This window comes from Streptomyces sp. AA1529, assembly GCF_000280905.1.
Taxonomy (GTDB): Bacteria; Actinomycetota; Actinomycetes; order Streptomycetales; family Streptomycetaceae; genus Streptomyces.
The window spans coordinates 17,157-33,311 of record NZ_ALAP01000075.1 but is presented as its reverse complement, the minus strand read 5'-3'; the positions used below and the strand labels follow the sequence as shown (position 1 = coordinate 33,311).

12 protein-coding genes are annotated in these 16,155 nt (G+C 72.5%); 6 read left to right on the top strand and 6 right to left on the bottom strand.

What is annotated here, in order from left to right; translation table 11 throughout:
• Nucleotides 1–55: 55 nt before the first annotated feature.
• A complete protein-coding gene (locus A949_RS0121615) occupies nt 56–1,309 on the top strand; it encodes a GNAT family N-acetyltransferase (RefSeq protein ID WP_019358121.1) in 1,254 nt (417 codons plus the stop codon).
• Nucleotides 1,310–1,313: 4 nt separating this feature from the next.
• Here the strand turns inward: A949_RS0121615 and A949_RS0121610 are convergent, their stop codons facing one another.
• A complete protein-coding gene (locus A949_RS0121610; RefSeq protein WP_019358120.1) occupies nt 1,314–2,147 on the bottom strand; it encodes an Fpg/Nei family DNA glycosylase in 834 nt (277 codons plus the stop codon).
• A gap of 3 nt (nt 2,148–2,150) precedes the next feature.
• Nucleotides 2,151–2,636, bottom strand: coding sequence for a ribose-5-phosphate isomerase (locus A949_RS0121605; protein WP_019358119.1), 486 nt, complete (start codon nt 2,634–2,636; stop codon nt 2,151–2,153).
• A gap of 227 nt (nt 2,637–2,863) precedes the next feature.
• On the opposite strand from A949_RS0121605, the gene A949_RS0121600 reads away from it, so the two are divergent.
• Complete coding sequence (locus A949_RS0121600; protein WP_019358118.1) at nt 2,864–4,420, top strand: amino acid permease; 1,557 nt, start codon at nt 2,864–2,866, stop codon at nt 4,418–4,420.
• Between the two features lie 128 nt (nt 4,421–4,548).
• Here A949_RS0121600 and A949_RS0121595 read toward each other — a convergent pair whose 3' ends face one another.
• Nucleotides 4,549–5,154: a biotin transporter BioY gene (locus A949_RS0121595; protein ID WP_019358117.1), complete on the bottom strand. Its 606-nt coding sequence runs from the start codon at nt 5,152–5,154 to the stop codon at nt 4,549–4,551.
• A gap of 351 nt (nt 5,155–5,505) precedes the next feature.
• Here A949_RS0121595 and A949_RS0121590 point away from each other — a divergent pair, with 351 nt between their 5' ends.
• Together A949_RS0121590 and A949_RS0121585 are read left to right on the top strand one after the other, a co-directional pair.
• Nucleotides 5,506–6,960, top strand: coding sequence for an amino acid permease (locus A949_RS0121590; protein WP_019358116.1), 1,455 nt, complete (start codon nt 5,506–5,508; stop codon nt 6,958–6,960).
• Between the two features lie 177 nt (nt 6,961–7,137).
• On the top strand, nt 7,138–7,779 hold the full coding sequence (locus tag A949_RS0121585; RefSeq protein ID WP_026004899.1) for a superoxide dismutase: 642 nt from the start codon (nt 7,138–7,140) through the stop codon (nt 7,777–7,779).
• Nucleotides 7,780–8,038: 259 nt separating this feature from the next.
• Here the strand turns inward: A949_RS0121585 and A949_RS0121580 are convergent, their stop codons facing one another.
• Nucleotides 8,039–8,668, bottom strand: coding sequence for a mycothiol-dependent nitroreductase Rv2466c family protein (locus A949_RS0121580; protein WP_026004898.1), 630 nt, complete (start codon nt 8,666–8,668; stop codon nt 8,039–8,041).
• Between the two features lie 205 nt (nt 8,669–8,873).
• On the opposite strand from A949_RS0121580, the gene pepN (A949_RS0121575) reads away from it, so the two are divergent.
• Entirely contained in the window at nt 8,874–11,507 is a 2,634-nt protein-coding gene (gene pepN, locus A949_RS0121575) for an aminopeptidase N (RefSeq protein WP_019358113.1), read from the top strand.
• A 60-nt stretch (nt 11,508–11,567) separates the two neighbouring features.
• On the opposite strand, the gene A949_RS0121570 is transcribed toward pepN (A949_RS0121575), so the two are convergent.
• Nucleotides 11,568–12,554 (bottom strand): LysR family transcriptional regulator, encoded by a 987-nt coding sequence (locus A949_RS0121570; protein ID WP_051019581.1) that lies wholly within the window; start codon nt 12,552–12,554, stop codon nt 11,568–11,570.
• Between the two features lie 232 nt (nt 12,555–12,786).
• On the opposite strand from A949_RS0121570, the gene snpA reads away from it, so the two are divergent.
• A complete protein-coding gene (snpA, locus tag A949_RS0121565) occupies nt 12,787–13,467 on the top strand; it encodes a snapalysin (protein ID WP_019358111.1) in 681 nt (226 codons plus the stop codon).
• 96 nt (nt 13,468–13,563) lie between these two features.
• On the opposite strand, the gene pepN (A949_RS0121560) is transcribed toward snpA, so the two are convergent.
• Nucleotides 13,564–16,146, bottom strand: coding sequence for an aminopeptidase N (gene pepN, locus A949_RS0121560; RefSeq protein ID WP_019358110.1), 2,583 nt, complete (start codon nt 16,144–16,146; stop codon nt 13,564–13,566).
• Between the last annotated feature and the right edge of the window lie 9 nt (nt 16,147–16,155).

Genomic DNA, 16,155 nt, shown 5'->3' with positions numbered 1-16,155 from the left:
CGCCAGCGGGCAAATACGTTCGCCCGCGTTCGAACTGCCTGCTAGTGATGACGGTATGACAACTGAGCCGCAGGTTCTCCAGCCGTCCGAGTGGGACACCTGGTACGCGTCCCTGCAGAGTGCGTTCGCCGCGGACGAGACGTCCGAGGAGCAGGAACTGTACCGTTCGCTGACCGAGACGGAGCGCTCGATCGGGGTGTGGGACGAGGGGCGCCCGGTGGCCACGGCGGGGCTGCTGTCGTTCCGGATGGCGGTGCCCGGTGGCGCAGTCGTCCCCGCGGCCGGGGTGACGATGGTGAGTGTGGCGCCCACCCACCGCAGGCGGGGGCTGCTGCGCTCGATGATGCGGCGGCAGCTCGACGACGTGCGGGAGGCCGGCGAGGAGTCGCTGGCGGTGCTGACGGCGTCCGAGGCGGGGATCTACGGCCGGTTCGGCTACGGGCTGGCGGCACGGTCGCTCTCGGCGCGGATCGACACCGCGCGGGTCGCGCTGGAGCTGCCCGCCGGGACGGCGGACGAAGCGGCGGGGCTGCGGCTGCGCCAGTCGGACGAGGCCGCTTCGCTGCTCGCGGAGTGCGAGTCGGTCTACGCCCGTGCGGTGCCCCGCCGTCCGGGAATGCTGGAGCGGCGCCCGGGGTGGGAGCGGGTGCCGCTGGTCGACCCGGAGCGCACGCGCGAGGGGGCCTCGCCGCTGCGCTGCGTGGTGGTGCTGCGGGACGGCGAGCCCGTGGGGTACGCGCGCTACGCGGTCCGGCTGCACTGGACGCAGACCGGCGCCGCGGAGGGCGAGGTGCGGCTGCGGGAGCTGGAGGCGCTCGATCCGGCCGGACATGCCGCGCTGTGGCGCTTTTTGTGGGGCATCGACCTGACGTCCGCCGTGGTGGCCGACGACCGGCCGCTGGACGACCCCTGGCTGCACCTGGTGAACGACCCGCGCCGGTGCGCGACGGCGTTCCGGGACGCGCTGTATCTGCGGCCGGTGAAGGTCGGCGGCGCGCTGGCCGCGCGCGGCTACGCCGCCCCGGTGGAGGTGGTGCTGGAGGTCGAGGACGCGTTCTGCCCGTGGAACACGGGCCGCTGGCGGCTGTCGGGCGATGCGAAGGGGGCGGTGTGCGAGCCGACCCGGGACGCGGCCGATCTGTCGCTGTCCGTGCGGGAGCTGGGGCGCGCCTATCTGGGCGGGACCTCGCTGGCCGCGCTGGCCGGGGCCGGGCTGGTGCGGGAGCAGCGGCCGGGCTCGGGCGCGCTCGCGGCAGTCTCCGCGGCCTTCGGCAGCGACGTCCAGCCGTGGCTGCCGCACGGGTTCTGAGCGGTCACCGGCGCTGGCAGGAGGGGCACCAGAACAGGTTGCGGGCCGCCAGTTCCGCGGTGGCGACCGGGCTGCCGCACACCAGGCAGGGGAGCCCGGCCCGGCGGTAGACGTAGACCTCGCCGCCGTGGTCGTCCACCCGCGGCGGGCGTCCCATGGCCTCGGGGGTGTGCTCGTCGCGCACGGTGTCGATGCGGTTCTTGCGGACGCCGTCGGTCATCAGCGCGACGAGGTCGTGCCACAGCGCTTCCCACTCGGTGCGGGTGAGGTCCCGACCGGCGCGGTAGGGGTCGATGCCGTGCCGGAAGAGCACCTCGGCACGGTAGACGTTGCCGACCCCGGCGACGATCTTCTGGTCCATCAGCAGCGCGGCGACGGTGGTGCGGCTGCGGGAGATCCGCGCCCAGGCGGCTTCCGGGTCGGAGGCGGGGCGCAGCGGATCGGAGCCGAGCCGGTCGCCGACCGCCTGCTTCTCCGGTTCGGTCAGCAGTTCGCAACGGGTGGGCCCGCGCAGGTCGGCGTAGTGCAGTGGGCCCGCGGGGCGCTCGCCGCGGCGGGTGGCCAGCCGCAGCCTGACCTGCCCGACGGGTTCCGGGGGCGGGCCCGCGCCGAACCGGAAGGTGCCGTAGAGGCCCAGGTGGATGTGGACCCAGCCGGCCGGGCCGAAGCCCAGGAACAGGTGCTTGCCGTGCGCCTCGGTGCCGGTCGGCGCCGCGCCGTCCAGCAACGCGGCGCCGTCGGCGAACTTGCCCTGGGGGCTGGAGACGTCCAGCGGGTGTCCGGCGAACCGGTCAGCGACCTCGCGGGCGAGCCGGTGGATGGTGTGGCCCTCGGGCACGGCTCAGGGCTGGGGGTGGTGCGCGGGCACGGGCGGCAGTTCGCCGCTGCGCTCGAAGTCGGCGAGCATCGCGATGCGGCGCCGGTGCCGCTCGCCCTCGGAGAAGGGCGTGTTCAGGAAGGTCTCCACGAAGGAGACGGCCTCCTCGGTGGTGTGCATCCGGGCGCCCACGCTGACCAGGTTGGCGTCGTTGTGCTCGCGGGCCAGGGCGGCCGTCTCGGTGCTCCAGGCCAGGGCGCAGCGGGCGCCGGGGACCTTGTTGGCGGCCATCTGCTCGCCGTTGCCGGAGCCGCCGATGACGATGCCGAGCGCGTCGCCGTCCGCGGCGGTGCGCTGCGCGGCGCGCAGGCAGAAGGGCGGGTAGTCGTCCTCGGCGTCGTAGATGTGGGGTCCGCAGTCGACGGGCTCATGGCCGGCCGTGCGGAGCCACTCGACGAGATGGTTCTTGAGTTCGAAACCGGCGTGATCGGAGCCGAGGTAGACGCGCATGACGCAGAGTGTGCCATCTCCGCCGGGCGACGGGCCGCCCAGGGCGCGGTCCGGCGGCGCGGAGCAGGGCCGGACGGCGGGGCAGGAGGTGTTTCTCAGCCGTACGGGAGGTTTTCCCGATGTTCCGTAGGCAACAATCGTGATTCACCTCTTCCATAGGGGGCGGTAGGAGCCGTTACATGTGAGCGCTCGTTTGCACACCACCCTCATTAGGAGCCGGCTGCCCCATGAGTTCCCAGCACACCCCGCGCACGTCGGGGGAGCCGCCACAGAGCCCGCCCGCACCCGGTACCGGGGACGGCGACGGCCTCCAGGCGGGCCTCAAGAACCGCCATCTGTCCATGATCGCCATCGGCGGCGTCATCGGCGCCGGACTCTTCATCGGCTCCAAGGCCGGTATCGCGGACGCCGGTCCCGGCATCCTGCTCTCCTACGCGCTCGCCGGGCTGCTCGTCGTCCTGGTGATGCGGATGCTGGGCGAGATGGCCGCCGCCCAGCCGACCTCCGGGTCGTTCTCCACCTACGCCGACCGTGCGCTGGGCCGCTGGGCCGGGTTCACCATCGGCTGGCTGTACTGGTTCTTCTGGTCCGTCGTGCTCGCCGTGGAGGCGACCGCGGCCGCCGAGATCCTGGAAGGCTGGGCGCCCGCCGTACCCCAGTGGGGCTGGGCCCTGCTGGTGATGCTGGTGCTGACCGGCACCAACCTGATCTCCGTCGGCTCCTACGGCGAGTTCGAGTTCTGGTTCGCGGGGATCAAGGTCGTCGCGATCATCGCGTTCATCGTCATCGGGGTGATCGCCTTCGCGGGCCTGCCGCCCGCCGACCACTTCGCGGGGACGGAGAACCTGACCGGAAACGGCGGATTCCTGCCCCACGGTCCCGGAGCGATCCTCTCCGGCATGCTGCTGGTCGTCTTCTCGTTCATGGGCAGCGAGATCGTGACCCTGGCCGCCGCCGAGTCGCCGAACCCGGTCGACGCCGTGCGCAAGGCCGTCAACAGCGTGATCTGGCGGATCGGGCTGTTCTACATCGGCTCGATCTTCGTGATCGTCTCGCTGCTGCCCTGGGATTCGGAGGCGATCGCCTCCGAGGGCCCGTACGTGGCCGTGCTGAACTCGCTGGACATCCCGTACGCGGGCACCGTCATGGACATCGTGGTGCTGACCGCCGTGCTCTCCTGCCTGAACTCGGGCCTGTACACCGCGTCGCGGATGGCCTTCTCGCTGGGCGAGCGCAAGGACGCGCCGGCCTCCTTCGGCCGCACCAACGGCCGCGGGGTGCCCACCACCGCGATCCTGGCCTCGGTGGCCTTCGGGTTCGTCGCGGTCTTCTTCAACTACATCGCCAAGGACACGGTCTTCGAGTTCCTGCTGAACTCCTCCGGCGCCGTCGCCCTCTTCGTCTGGCTGGTCATCTGCGCCTCGCAGCTGCGGATGCGGCGCCGGATCGAGCGGGAGGCACCGGAGAAGCTGACCGTGCGGATGTGGCTGTACCCGTATCTGACCTGGGCGACCATCGGCCTGATCGTCTTCGTGATCGGCTACATGTTCACCGACGCGGACGGCCGGGTCCAGATGATCCTGTCGCTCGCCGTCGCCGCCGTGGTGCTGGCGGCCTCGCTGGTCAAGGACCGGATCGTCCGGCAGCGGGGCGAACCGCTGCCCGGCGCCCCCGGCACCGCCGTGCCCTCCGGGGAGGACGGCGGCAGGCCGGACGCCGCCGCCGCGGCCGCCCGGGTGCCGAGGCCCGCCGGTGAGGCCGACCCGCAGACGACCCGCCGCTGAGCGGCAGCCCGGCAGGCGGCACCGCCCCGGGCGGGGCCGCAGCAAGCCGAGGGGGCCCGGCGCCGCGACGGCGCCGGGCCCCCTCGGGCTCCGCGGCGCCCGGCCCGTATCCGGCCGGGCGCGGGCCTTCAGTCCTGGCGGCCCGCCAGCTTCCAGGCCGCGGGCAGCGCACCCATCGCCAGCGCGGCCTTGACGGCGTCGCCGACCAGGAACGGCACCAGTCCGGCGGCGAGCGCCTCACCGGCCGACATACCGGTGGCCAGCGCCAGGTAGGGGACGCCGAACGCGTAGATGATCGCCGTACCGACCGCCATGGTCCCGGCCGTGCGCAGCATGCCGCGGTCACCGCCGCGGCGGGCGAGGGCGCCCACGGCCAGCGAGGCCAGCACCATGCCGAACACATAGCCGAGGGAGGGCATCCCGACCCCCGCGGACGCCTGCGCGAACCACGGCACCCCGGCCATGCCCGCCACCGCGTACAGCGCCAGGGCCAGGAAGCCGCGCCCGGCGCCCAGTCCGGCGCCGATCAGCAGCGCGGCGAAGGTCTGGCCGGTGACCGGCACGGGCGAGCCCGGGATCGGCACCGCGAGCTGGGCGGCGGCGCCGGTCAGCGCGGCGCCGCCGAGGACGAGTGCGACGTCCCGGACCCGGGCGCGGGCTGAGCTGGAGGCGGGCAGCAGATCCGCGAGCACGGCTCCCGGACGCGGTGTGGCTGCGGAAGTGAGGGCACTCATCTGGCATCTCCGTCTGGTGCGAGCTGGTAGAAGCAGGCACGGGCGCGCAGTCGGCCTCGTGCGCGTCGACGCTAGCCGAATCCGCTCGTGCGCCGAGCGTGAGCGGGGCGTGAGCTTGCTGACAGTGCGGGGCGGCGTGAGCTTGCTGACAGTGCGCGGCGCGGAAGGGCCGGTTCGCCCCGGTTCACCGCCGAAGGGGACTGTCCGCATTGCGGAAGGCACTGCACGATTATTGCCGTGCCGGGGCACGCTCCCGAACACTGTGGAAACGCCAGTCTCCCCGATGGCTGCGGGACCACGCGCAGCGCCCCGTCCCCCGCTCACCCTCACACACTCCAGGAACGGCCACTGATGACGCGCACCGAGACCTCCGACGCGCCACATTCTCCCGGCGAACCCGCCACGCCGTCCGGCCCCCCGGAGGGCACCGGACCCTCCGGCAGCGCCCTCGCGCACGGCCTCAAGCAGCGCCACCTCTCGATGATCGCCCTGGGCGGCGTCATCGGCGCGGGGCTCTTCGTCGGCTCGGGCGCGGGCATCGCCGCCGCGGGCCCCGCGATCGTCCTCGCGTACGCCGCCTCCGGCGCGCTGGTGATGCTCGTCATGCGGATGCTGGGCGAGATGTCGGCGGCCCGCCCGGCCTCCGGCTCCTTCTCGGTGCACGCGGAGCGGGCCCTGGGACCGTGGGCGGGTTTCACCGCGGGCTGGATCTACTGGACGCTGCTGTGCGTGGCCATCGCCACCGAGGCGACCGCGGCGGCGAAGATCATGACCGGCTGGCTGCCGGGGACCGAGCAGTGGTTGTGGGTCGCGCTGTTCATGCTGGTCTTCTGCGCCACCAACCTGGCGCAGGTGCGGAACTTCGGCGAGTACGAGTTCTGGTTCGCCGCGGTGAAGGTCCTGGCCATCAGCGCCTTCCTGGTGCTGGGCGGGCTCGCGATAGCCGGCCTGCTGCCGGGCACCGACTCGCCGGGCGCCGGCAATCTGACCGGGGACGGGGGCTTCTTCCCGACCGGCACGGAGGGGCTGATCGTGGGGCTGCTCGCCTCGGTGTTCGCGTTCGGCGGTCTGGAGACGGTGACGATCGCGGCCGCCGAGTCGGAGAAGCCGGTCTCGGGGGTCGCCAAGGCGGTCCGCACCGCGGTCTGGCGGATCGCGCTGTTCTACGTCGGCTCGATGCTGGTGATCGTCACACTGATCCCGTGGCAGGACGAGTCGGTGCTCTCCGGTCCGTACGCCGCGGTACTGGACCACCTCGGGATCCCGGCCGCCGCGCAGATCATGAACGCGGTGGTGCTCATCGCGCTGCTGTCGGCGATGAACGCCAACATCTACGGCGCCTCGCGGATGTCCTACTCGCTGGTGGAGCGGGGCGAGGGCCCGGCGTTCCTGAACCGGGTGAGCGCCCAGGGGGTGCCGCGCTACGCGGTGGTCGCCTCGTCCCTCTTCGGTTTCGTGGCGGTGCTGCTGAACTTCTTCTGGGAGAAGACGGTCTTCCAGTGGCTGCTGAACATGGTCGGCGCGGCGACGCTGGTGGTCTGGGGGTTCATCGCGGTCTCGCAGTTCCGCACCCGGCGCCGGCTGGAGCGTGAGGCGCCCGAGAAGCTGGTGGTGCGGATGTGGCTGTTCCCGGGGCTGACCATCGTGGCGCTCGCCGGTATCGCCGCGATTCTGCTGCTGATGCTCCGCGAGGGCGACACCCGCACCCAGCTGGCGTTCACCGCGGGTCTGACGGTGGTGCTGGCCGTGGTCGGGTACCTCCGGCAGCGCAGGCGTCCGCAGGCCCCGGCAGCCGCGGAGGGCTGAGCCGCCCGCAGGACTGACGGCTCCTCAGCACGCGGCCGGACCCACGACTTCCGGCCGATCCGAAAGAGCGGAGCGCCCCCCTCGCACGGGGGGGCGCTCCGCTCTTTCGGCATCTGTTGCTGCTAGCTTCTTTTTGCAAGTAATATGCAATAGCGAGTGAGGGGCGAGAGCATGTCGATCACGACCTACACCTTGCCGGAGCTGCCGTACGACTACTCCGCGCTGGAACCCGTCATCAGCGGCGAGATCATCGAACTGCACCACGACAAGCACCACGCCGGGTACGTGAAGGGGGCCAACGACACCCTGGAGCAGCTGGCGGAGGCCCGGGACAAGGACCAGTGGGGCTCGGTCAACGGGCTGGAGAAGAACCTCGCCTTCCACCTGTCCGGGCACATCCTGCACAGCATCTACTGGCAGAACATGACCGGCGACGGCGGCGGCGAGCCGCTGGAGAAGGACGGCACCGGCGAACTGGCCGACGCCATCGCCGAGTCGTTCGGCGGCTTCGCCAAGTTCAAGGCCCACCTCTCCAAGGCGGCGGCCACCACCCAGGGCTCGGGCTGGGGCGTGCTGGCCTACGAGCCGGTCACCGGCCGGCTCATCGTCGAACAGGTCTACGACCACCAGGGCAATGTCGGGCAGGGCTCGGTGCCGCTGCTCGTCTTCGACGCCTGGGAGCACGCCTTCTACCTGCAGTACCGCAACCAGAAGGTGGACTTCGTCGAGGCCATGTGGCGCGTCGTCAACTGGCAGGACGTCGCGGCCCGCTACACCGCGGCGAAGCAGCGCGCCCACAGCATGCTGCTCACCCCGTAGCCGAGGAGCACACCCCTCGGCTGCGGCAGGCCTTCCACCCTCGTGATCGTCTTCTCACCTTTCCCGAGGGCGGAGGACGGCGGGGCCCCTGTGTGGACGTGACACGCAGGGGCCCCGCGTATTTCCGGGCCACGCCCGCGCCCCGGGCAGGCACCCGGCCGCACCGCACGGGCGCCCCGGCCGCACCGGGCGGGTCCCGCACGCCGGACGGACCGGCGGGCCGCGCACGGACGGACCGGCGAGCCGCGTACCGGGCCCGTCAGTCGAAGAGCGGGCCCACGTCGCGGGTGCGCTTGATCTCGAAGAAGCCGGGCGTCGAGGCCACCATCAGCGTGCCGTCCCACAGCCGGGCCGCGGCCTCGCCCTTGGGCGCCGGGGTGACCACCGGGCCGAAGAAGGCGATCCGGCCGCCGTCCGACCCCGGCACGGCGATGACCGGGGTGCCGACCTCCTGGCCCACCAGCCCGATGCCCTCCTCGTGCGAGGCGCGCAGCGCCGCGTCGTAGGCGTCCGAGTCGGCGGCGTCGGCCAGCGAGGCGGGCAGCCCGGCCTCGGCGAGCGCCTCCAGGATCACCTCCCGGTCCAGCTCCCGGCCGCCCGGGTGGGCGCGGTTGCCCAGCGCGGTGTACAGCGGGCCCAGCACCGCGGAGCCGTGCTCCTGCTCGGCGGCCACGCACACCCGCACCGGACCCCACGCGCGGGCCATCAGCTCCCGGTAGTTCTCCGGCAGCTCCTCCAGCCGCTTCTCGTTGAGCACCGCCAGGCTCATCACGTGCCAGCGGACCTCGATCGGCCGCAGTTTCTCCACCTCCAGCATCCAGCGGGAGGTCATCCACGCCCAGGGGCACAGCGGGTCGAACCAGAAATCGGCGGGCGTCTTCTCGGGCATGGGCCTCTCCTCGGCGACGACGGTCTGCTGCACCGCGGCCGTTGCCGCGATGTGACGATGATCTCCGACGCCGACAACGCCCCGGGCCTGCGACGGCATTCCCGGGTGTGCCCCCCAGGCGCCGCATGCGATCCTGAACAGGCTGTCGACCATGCGGTCCGTGCCACGCGGCGGGGATCGCGACCGATCGGAGAGGAAGCGCGGCGTGCCCGGAGAGAACCTGACCCGCACGGAGGCCCGGGAGCGCGCGGCGCTGCTGACCGTGAGCGGGTACGACGTGGCGCTGGACCTGCGCTCCGCCATCGAGCCGCCGCCCGCCACCGGGCCCCGTACCTTCCGCTCGACCACCACCATCCGGTTCGACTGCGCCGAGGAGGGCGCCGCCACCTTCGTGGACCTGGTGGCCCCGCATGTCCACTCGGTCACCCTGAACGGCGAGACGCTCCGGGTCGAGGAGGTCTTCGACGGCGCCCGCGTGACCCTGTCCGGGCTGCGCGCCGCGAACGAGGTGACGATCGACGCACAGTGCGCCTACAGCCGCACCGGCGAGGGACTGCACCACTTCCTCGACCCCGAGGACGGTCAGGTCTACCTCTACACCCAGTACGAGCCGGCCGACGCGCGCCGCGTCTTCGCCACCTTCGAGCAGCCCGACCTCAAGGCGCCCTTCGACTTCACCGTCACCGCACCCGCCGGCTGGACGGTGCTCAGCAACGGCGCCCGGGAGGGCGAGCCGCGCCCGGTGGACGACGGAGCCGCGGACCTGTGGCGGTTCGCCCGCACCGAGCCCATCTCGACGTACATCACCGCCGTCGTCGCGGGCCCCTACCACTACGTCGCCGACACCTACCGGCGCACCCTCGAGGACGGCAGCGAGCTGGAGATCCCGCTGGGCGCCCTGTGCCGCAAGGGGCTGGCACGCTACTTCGACCCGCAGGACATCTTCACCGTCACCAAGCAGGGGCTGGACTTCTTCCACGACCACTTCGACTACCCGTACCCGTTCGGCAAGTACGACCAGGCGTTCGTGCCGGAGTACAACATCGGCGCCATGGAGAACCCGGGCTGCGTGACCTTCCGCGAGGAGTTCGTCTTCCGCGGCAGGGTCACCGAGGCCTCCTACGAGGGCCGCGCCAACGTCATCCTGCACGAGATGGCGCACATGTGGTTCGGCGACCTGGTCACCATGGAGTGGTGGGACGACCTGTGGCTCAAGGAGTCCTTCGCGGACTTCATGGGCGCTTTCGCGCTGGTGGAGTCCACCCGCTTCCGGGACGGCTGGATCACCTTCGCCAACCGCCGCAAGTCCTGGGCCTACCGCGCCGACCAGCTCCCCTCCACCCACCCGGTCACCGCCGACATCCGGGACCTGGAGGACGCCAAGCTCAACTTCGACGGCATCACCTACGCCAAGGGCGCCTCCGTCCTCAAGCAGCTCGTCGCCTACGTCGGCAAGGACGCCTTCCTGGAGGGCGCCCGGCGCTACTTCAAACGCCACCAGTGGGGCAACACCCGGCTGGCGGACCTGCTGTCCGTGCTGGAGGAGACCTCGGGCCGGGACATGGCCGAGTGGTCCGGGGCATGGCTGCAGACCGCCGGGGTCAACACCCTCACGCCGCAGCTCACCTACGACGCGGCCGGCCGGGTCACCGAACTCGCCGTGCTCCAGGAGGCCGCCTCGGCCGAGCACCCCGTGCTGCGCCCGCACCGCGTCGCGGTGGGCCTCTACCGGCGCGACCCGGCGCGGGGCGTCCTGGAGCGGTACGCGCGCGCCGAGGTCGACGTCGCGGGCCCGCGCACCACGGTCGATGAACTGGCCGGTGCCCAGCGGCCGGACCTGGTGCTGGTGAACGACGACGACCTGACCTACTGCAAGATCCGGTTCGACGAGGCGTCCCTGGCGACCCTGCGCGAGCACCTCGGCGAACTCACCGACCCCGCCCCCGGCCCCTCCGGCGCCGGGCACTCGCTGGCCCGCGCGCTGTGCTGGTCCGCCGTGTGGAACCTGACCCGGGACGGGCTGATGCCGGCCCGGGACTTCCTCGGCCTCGTGCTGCGGTTCGCCGGGCAGGAGACCGAGATCGGCGTGCTGCAGATGCTGCACGGCCAGGCGAAGCTGGCCCTGGACCACTACACGGACCGCGAGTGGCGCCCCGAGGCCGGGCGGCTGCTGTCGGAGTGCGCGGTCACCCGGCTGCGGCAGGCCGAGCCGGGCAGCGGACACCAGTTGGCCTGGGCCCGTTTCCTCGCCGCCGTCGCCTCCCGCGAGGAGGAGCAGCGGCTGCTGCAGGGGCTGCTGGCCGGCACCGCCCGGATCGACGGGCTGGCGGTGGACCAGGAGCTGCGCTGGACCATCCTGGGCGCCCTGACCGCCGCCGGCCTGGCCGACGAGGAGGCCGTCGACGCCGAACTGGCGCGGGACGACACCGCCTCCGGCAAACGGCACCAGGTCCGCTGTCTGGCCGCCCGCTCCTCGGCCGCGGTCAAGGCGCAGGCATGGGCCTCGGTCGTGGAGTCCGACGCGCTGTCCAACTCCCTGGTCGAAGCGACGATCTCCGGCTTCGCGCAGCCCGGCCAGGCCGAGCTGACCGCGCCGTACACCGCGCGCTACTTCGAGATGCTGGAGACGGTCTGGGCCACCCGCTCGATCGAGATCGGCATGGCCGTCGTGCGGGGCCTGTTCCCCGCCACGCAGGGCGACCAGGTCACTCTCGACGCCGCGGACGCCTGGCTGACCGGGCATCCGGACGCCGCACCCGCGCTGCGGCGGCTGGTCGCCGAGGCCCGGGACGATCTGGCCCGGGCGCTGCGCGCCCAGCGCGCCGACGCCGTCGCCTAGCCCCGCTCCGCGGGCCGGTCCCGGCGCCGGCCCGCGGCGGGACCGGCCCGGCGGGACGTCTCAGGCCACGACGGGGAGCCCGGGGTCGCGCCGGGCGGCGAGCCAGCGCGCGTAGGCGGGGCTGCCCAGCGCCACCTCCTCGTAGGAGGCGCGCAGATCCTCGACGACGCCGTCCCCCTCGATGCCCGCGCGCCGTCCGGCCCGCAGCGCCACCACCAGCCGCACCCCGAGCGGATCCCCCACCAGGGGGACGATGGACATCCCCGGCCGCGGCTGCGAGGTGGGCTGGCAGGGGGTGACGACCTCTCCGGCGGCGACCAGATCGCCCGCGGAGAGATAGTCGCCGTACACCACCCGGGGATCGATCCGCGCAGCCGTGAACACCCGGCGCAGCCCGTCCCAGTCGCCGTCGACCGACGGGTCGACCATCCACTTCTCCCCGGCGAGCTCGGCGACGGCCACCGCGCGCCCGGTCCGCGCCGCCGGATGGGTGGCGGGCACGGCGACGAACTGGGGCTCGCGCCGCACCAGGACCCGCAGCCGGATGCCGTCGGGGACCCGCAGCGGGGCTCCCTCGACCTCGTGCACGAAGGCGGCGTCGAGCTGGTTGTCCGCGACCATCTGCAGCAGCGTGTTGGCCGAGACGTCGGTCTGGAAGGTGATGTCGGTGTCCGGCAGCCGGCGGTGCAGGCGGCGCAGCCAGCCGGGGACGGCCCTGCTGCCGGTGCTGCCGAGCCGCAGCCGCGCCCCGGGGTCCGCGTGGCCGAGCCCGGCGGCGTCCTTGGCCTCCCGGATCAGTTCCGTCATCTGCGCGACGATCGGCCGGGCGCGGGTGAGGACGGTGCGGCCCAGCGGCGTGGGCCTGCTGCCGGTCCGCTCCCGGTTGAAGAGCGGGCCGCCGACGGCCTGTTCGATCCGCCTGAGCTGGGTCGTCAGCGACGGCTGCGTCATCCCGAGCTGGCGGGCCGCCTTGTGCACGCTGCCGGTGTCGGCGATCGCACACACTGCACGAAGATGCCTCACTTCGAGCTCCACACCGCGGAGCATATCGGCGGGTCGCGGGTCCCACCAGAGAGCACCGGACCGGTGAACGCTGCACGAACGCCCGTGCGGCGCAGGGGGATTCACCGGTCCTATCGGGAGTTGGCATCATTCCGGAACGCCGTCCGTTCGAACAGACTCTCCCGGAGCAGCAATCCGTCCGGAGGGACCGGCGGCGCCCCCCACGCCAACATCCCAGAGCGGCGCCGGTTTCTCCGAAACCAAGGAGAGACCCCCCATGGAATACCGCAGATCGGCTCTTTCGGCGGCGCTCGGCCTGGGCGTGACCGTCGCACTCGGCCTCGGCGCCGTGCCCGCCTCCGCGGCGGACGACGCGGCCGCCGCCCGTCCCGCGGCGTCCTCGACGGCAGCCTCCGCCACCACTCAGGGCTTCACCGGCGAGAACCAGCAGCGCAACGAGAAGTTCTTCAAGTTCATCGTCAAGGAAGCCTTCAAGAAGCAGGCCGCGAAGCCGGGCATCCAGCAGGTCACCATCAACTACAGCACCAGCGGCGCGCCCTCGTTCCGGAGCGAGATCGCCAACAGCACGGCGGTGTGGAACTCGGCCGTCTCGAACGTGAAGCTGGCCGAGGGCGGCGGCGCCAGCTTCGACTACCGCGAGGGCAACGACTCGCGCGGCAGCTACGCGTACACCGACGGCCACGGCAGCGGCTACATCTTCCTGGACTACGCCCAGAACCAGCAGTACGACTCCGACCGCGTCGTCGCGCACGAGACCGGTCACGTGCTCGGCCTGCCGGACCACTACTCCGGGCCGTGCAGCGAGCTGATGTCGGGCGGCGGCCCCGGCACGTCCTGCACCAACGACCAGCCCAACGCCTCCGAGCGCGCGCAGGTCGAGCAGCTGTGGGCGAACGGCGTGGCGTCCGTCGCGTTCGAGAACGTCGGCTTCAAGTGAGCCGCACCCGCAACTGATCCACCCCCCGCACGTCGGCCCCCGGTCATCACCGGGGGCCGATGCGCGTGCGGCGGCAGCGGGTGGCGCCGCGGGCCGTCAGCCCGCGGCGCCCGCCGCCGCGTCCGCGGCCTGAGCGCGCAGCGCCCGCTCGACCCCGGACCGGGACTCGGTCACCAGTCGGCGCAGCGCCGCGCTCGGCTGTGCCGAGGCGAGCCAGGCGTCGGTGGCGTCCAGAGTCTCCTGGGAGACCTGCAGCGTGGGGTAGAGACCGATGGCGACCTGCTGGGCCATCTCGTGGCTGCGCTGCTCCCACACCTCCTTGACGGCGGCGAAGTAGCGCTCGGTCCAGGGCTCCAGCAGGGTGCGCTGATCGGTCTGGACGAATCCGGAGATGACGGCCTCCTGAACCGCGTTGGGCAGCTCGTCGCCCTCCACCACGGCGCGCCATGCCTCGGCCTTCGCCTCCGGGGTGGGACGCGCCGCGCGCGCGGCGGCGGCGTGCCGCTCCCCGGCCGAGGTGGCGTCGCGCGCCAGCTCGGCCGCGATCTCGGCCTCGTCGGCCCGGCCGGTGGCGGCCAGCCGCTCCAGGAACGCCCAGCGCAGCTCCGCATCGACGACCAGGCCCTCGACGGTGCGGCTGCCGTCCAGCAGCCCGGCCAGCAGGTCGAGCTGCGCGTCGGTACGGGCCGCGGCGGCGAACGCGCGCGCCCAGGCCAACTGGTGGTCGCTGCCCGGCGCGGCGGCGCGGAGCTGCTCGTCGGCGGCCTCGGCCCAGCGGGTGAGCCCGGCCTCCCGGTGCTCGGGCGCCGCGTACAGGTCCAGGGCGAGCTTGACCTGGCGCTGCAGGGACTGCACGAGGCCGATGTCGGACTCCTTGCCGATGCCGGAGAGCACCAGCTCCAGGAAGGCGCTCGCGGACAGCTCGGCGTCGCGGGCCATGTCCCAGGCGGAGGCCCAGCACAGGGCGCGCGGCAGCGGGTCGGAGAAGTCGCCCAGGTGCCGGGTGACGTTGGCCAGCGACTCCTCGTCCAGCCGGACCTTGGCGTAGGTGTGGTCGCCGTCGTTGAGCAGCAGCACGTCGGGGCGCTTGCGGCTGCGGGGCAGCGGAACCTCGGTCAGCTCGCCGTCGACGTCGAGTTCGACGCTGTCGGTGCGCACCAGCTTGCCGTCCACCAGGTCGTAGAAGCCGACGCCGAGGCGGTGCGGGCGCAGCGTCGGCTCGCCCTCGGCACCGGCGGGCAGCGCGGGGGCCTCCTGGCGGATGGCCAGCGCCGTGAGGGTGCCGTCCGGCGCGCAGGTCGGCTCGGGGCGCAGGACATTGATGCCCGCCGTCTCCAGCCAGGCCCGGGACCAGGTCTTCAGATCCCGCCCGGAGGTCTCCTCCAGAGCGCCGAGGAGGTCGCTCAGCCGGGTGTTGCCCCACTGGTGGCGCTGGAAGTAGGCGCGGACGCCGCGGAAGAACTCCTCCATCCCGACATAGGCGACGAGCTGCTTGAGGACGGAGGCGCCCTTGGCGTAGGTGATGCCGTCGAAGTTGACCAGGACGTCGTCCAGGTCCCGGATCGGGGCCATGATCGGGTGGGTGGAGGGGAGCTGGTCCTGACGGTAGGCCCAGGTCTTCATCTGGTTGGCGAAGCTCGTCCAGGCATCCGGCCAGCGGCTGCCGGGGGCGTGCGCCTGGCAGGCGATGGAGGTGTAGGTGGCGAACGACTCGTTCAGCCACAGGTCGTTCCACCACTCCATGGTGACCAGGTCGCCGAACCACATGTGGGCCAGCTCGTGCAGGATGGTCTCGGCGCGGCCCTCGTAGGCGGCGTCGGTGACCTTGGAGCGGAAGACGTACTGGTCCCGGATGGTGACGGCGCCCGCGTTCTCCATGGCGCCCGCGTTGAACTCGGGCACGAAGAGCTGGTCGTACTTCTCGAACGGGTACGGGTGGTCGAACTTCTCCTGGAACCAGTCGAAGCCCTGCCGGGTGACCTCGAAGATCGCGTCGGCGTCCAGGTACTCGGCCAGCGAGGGGCGGCAGTAGATGCCCAGCGGCACGCTGCGGCCGTCCGCTCCCTTGCCCTCCCAGCTGCTGTGCACCGAGTGGTACGGACCGGTGATCAGCGCCGTGATGTAGGTGGAGATCCGCGGGGTGGGTGCGAAGCTCCAGACGTTGTCCCGCGGCTCGGGGGTGGGCGAGTTGGAGATCACCGTCCAGCCCTCGGGGGCGCGCACGGTGAACCGGAAGGTCGCCTTGAGGTCCGGCTGCTCGAAGGTGGTGAAGACCCGGCGCGCGTCCGGCACCTCGAACTGGGTGTAGAGGTAGGCCTGACCGTCGACCGGGTCCACGAAGCGGTGCAGGCCCTCGCCGGTGTTGGTGTAGGCGCAGTCGGCGACGACCCGGAGCTCCTGCGGCCCCTGCGGCAGTCCGCGCAGGGCGATGCGCGAGTCGGCGAAGACGGCGGCCGGGTCGAGGGTCTCGCCGTTGAGGGTGACCTCGTGCACGGTGGGCGCGATCAGATCGGCGAAGGTGTCCCCCGCCGCGGCCGTCTCGAAGCGGACCGTCGTCACCGAGCGGAAAGTGCCGCCCTCCTGCGCGCCGCTCAGATCCAGGTCGATCTCGTACGAGTCCACGGTGAGCAGCCGGGCCCGCTCCTGGGCCTCCTCGCGCGTCAGATTCGTGCCAGGCACTTGTTTGGT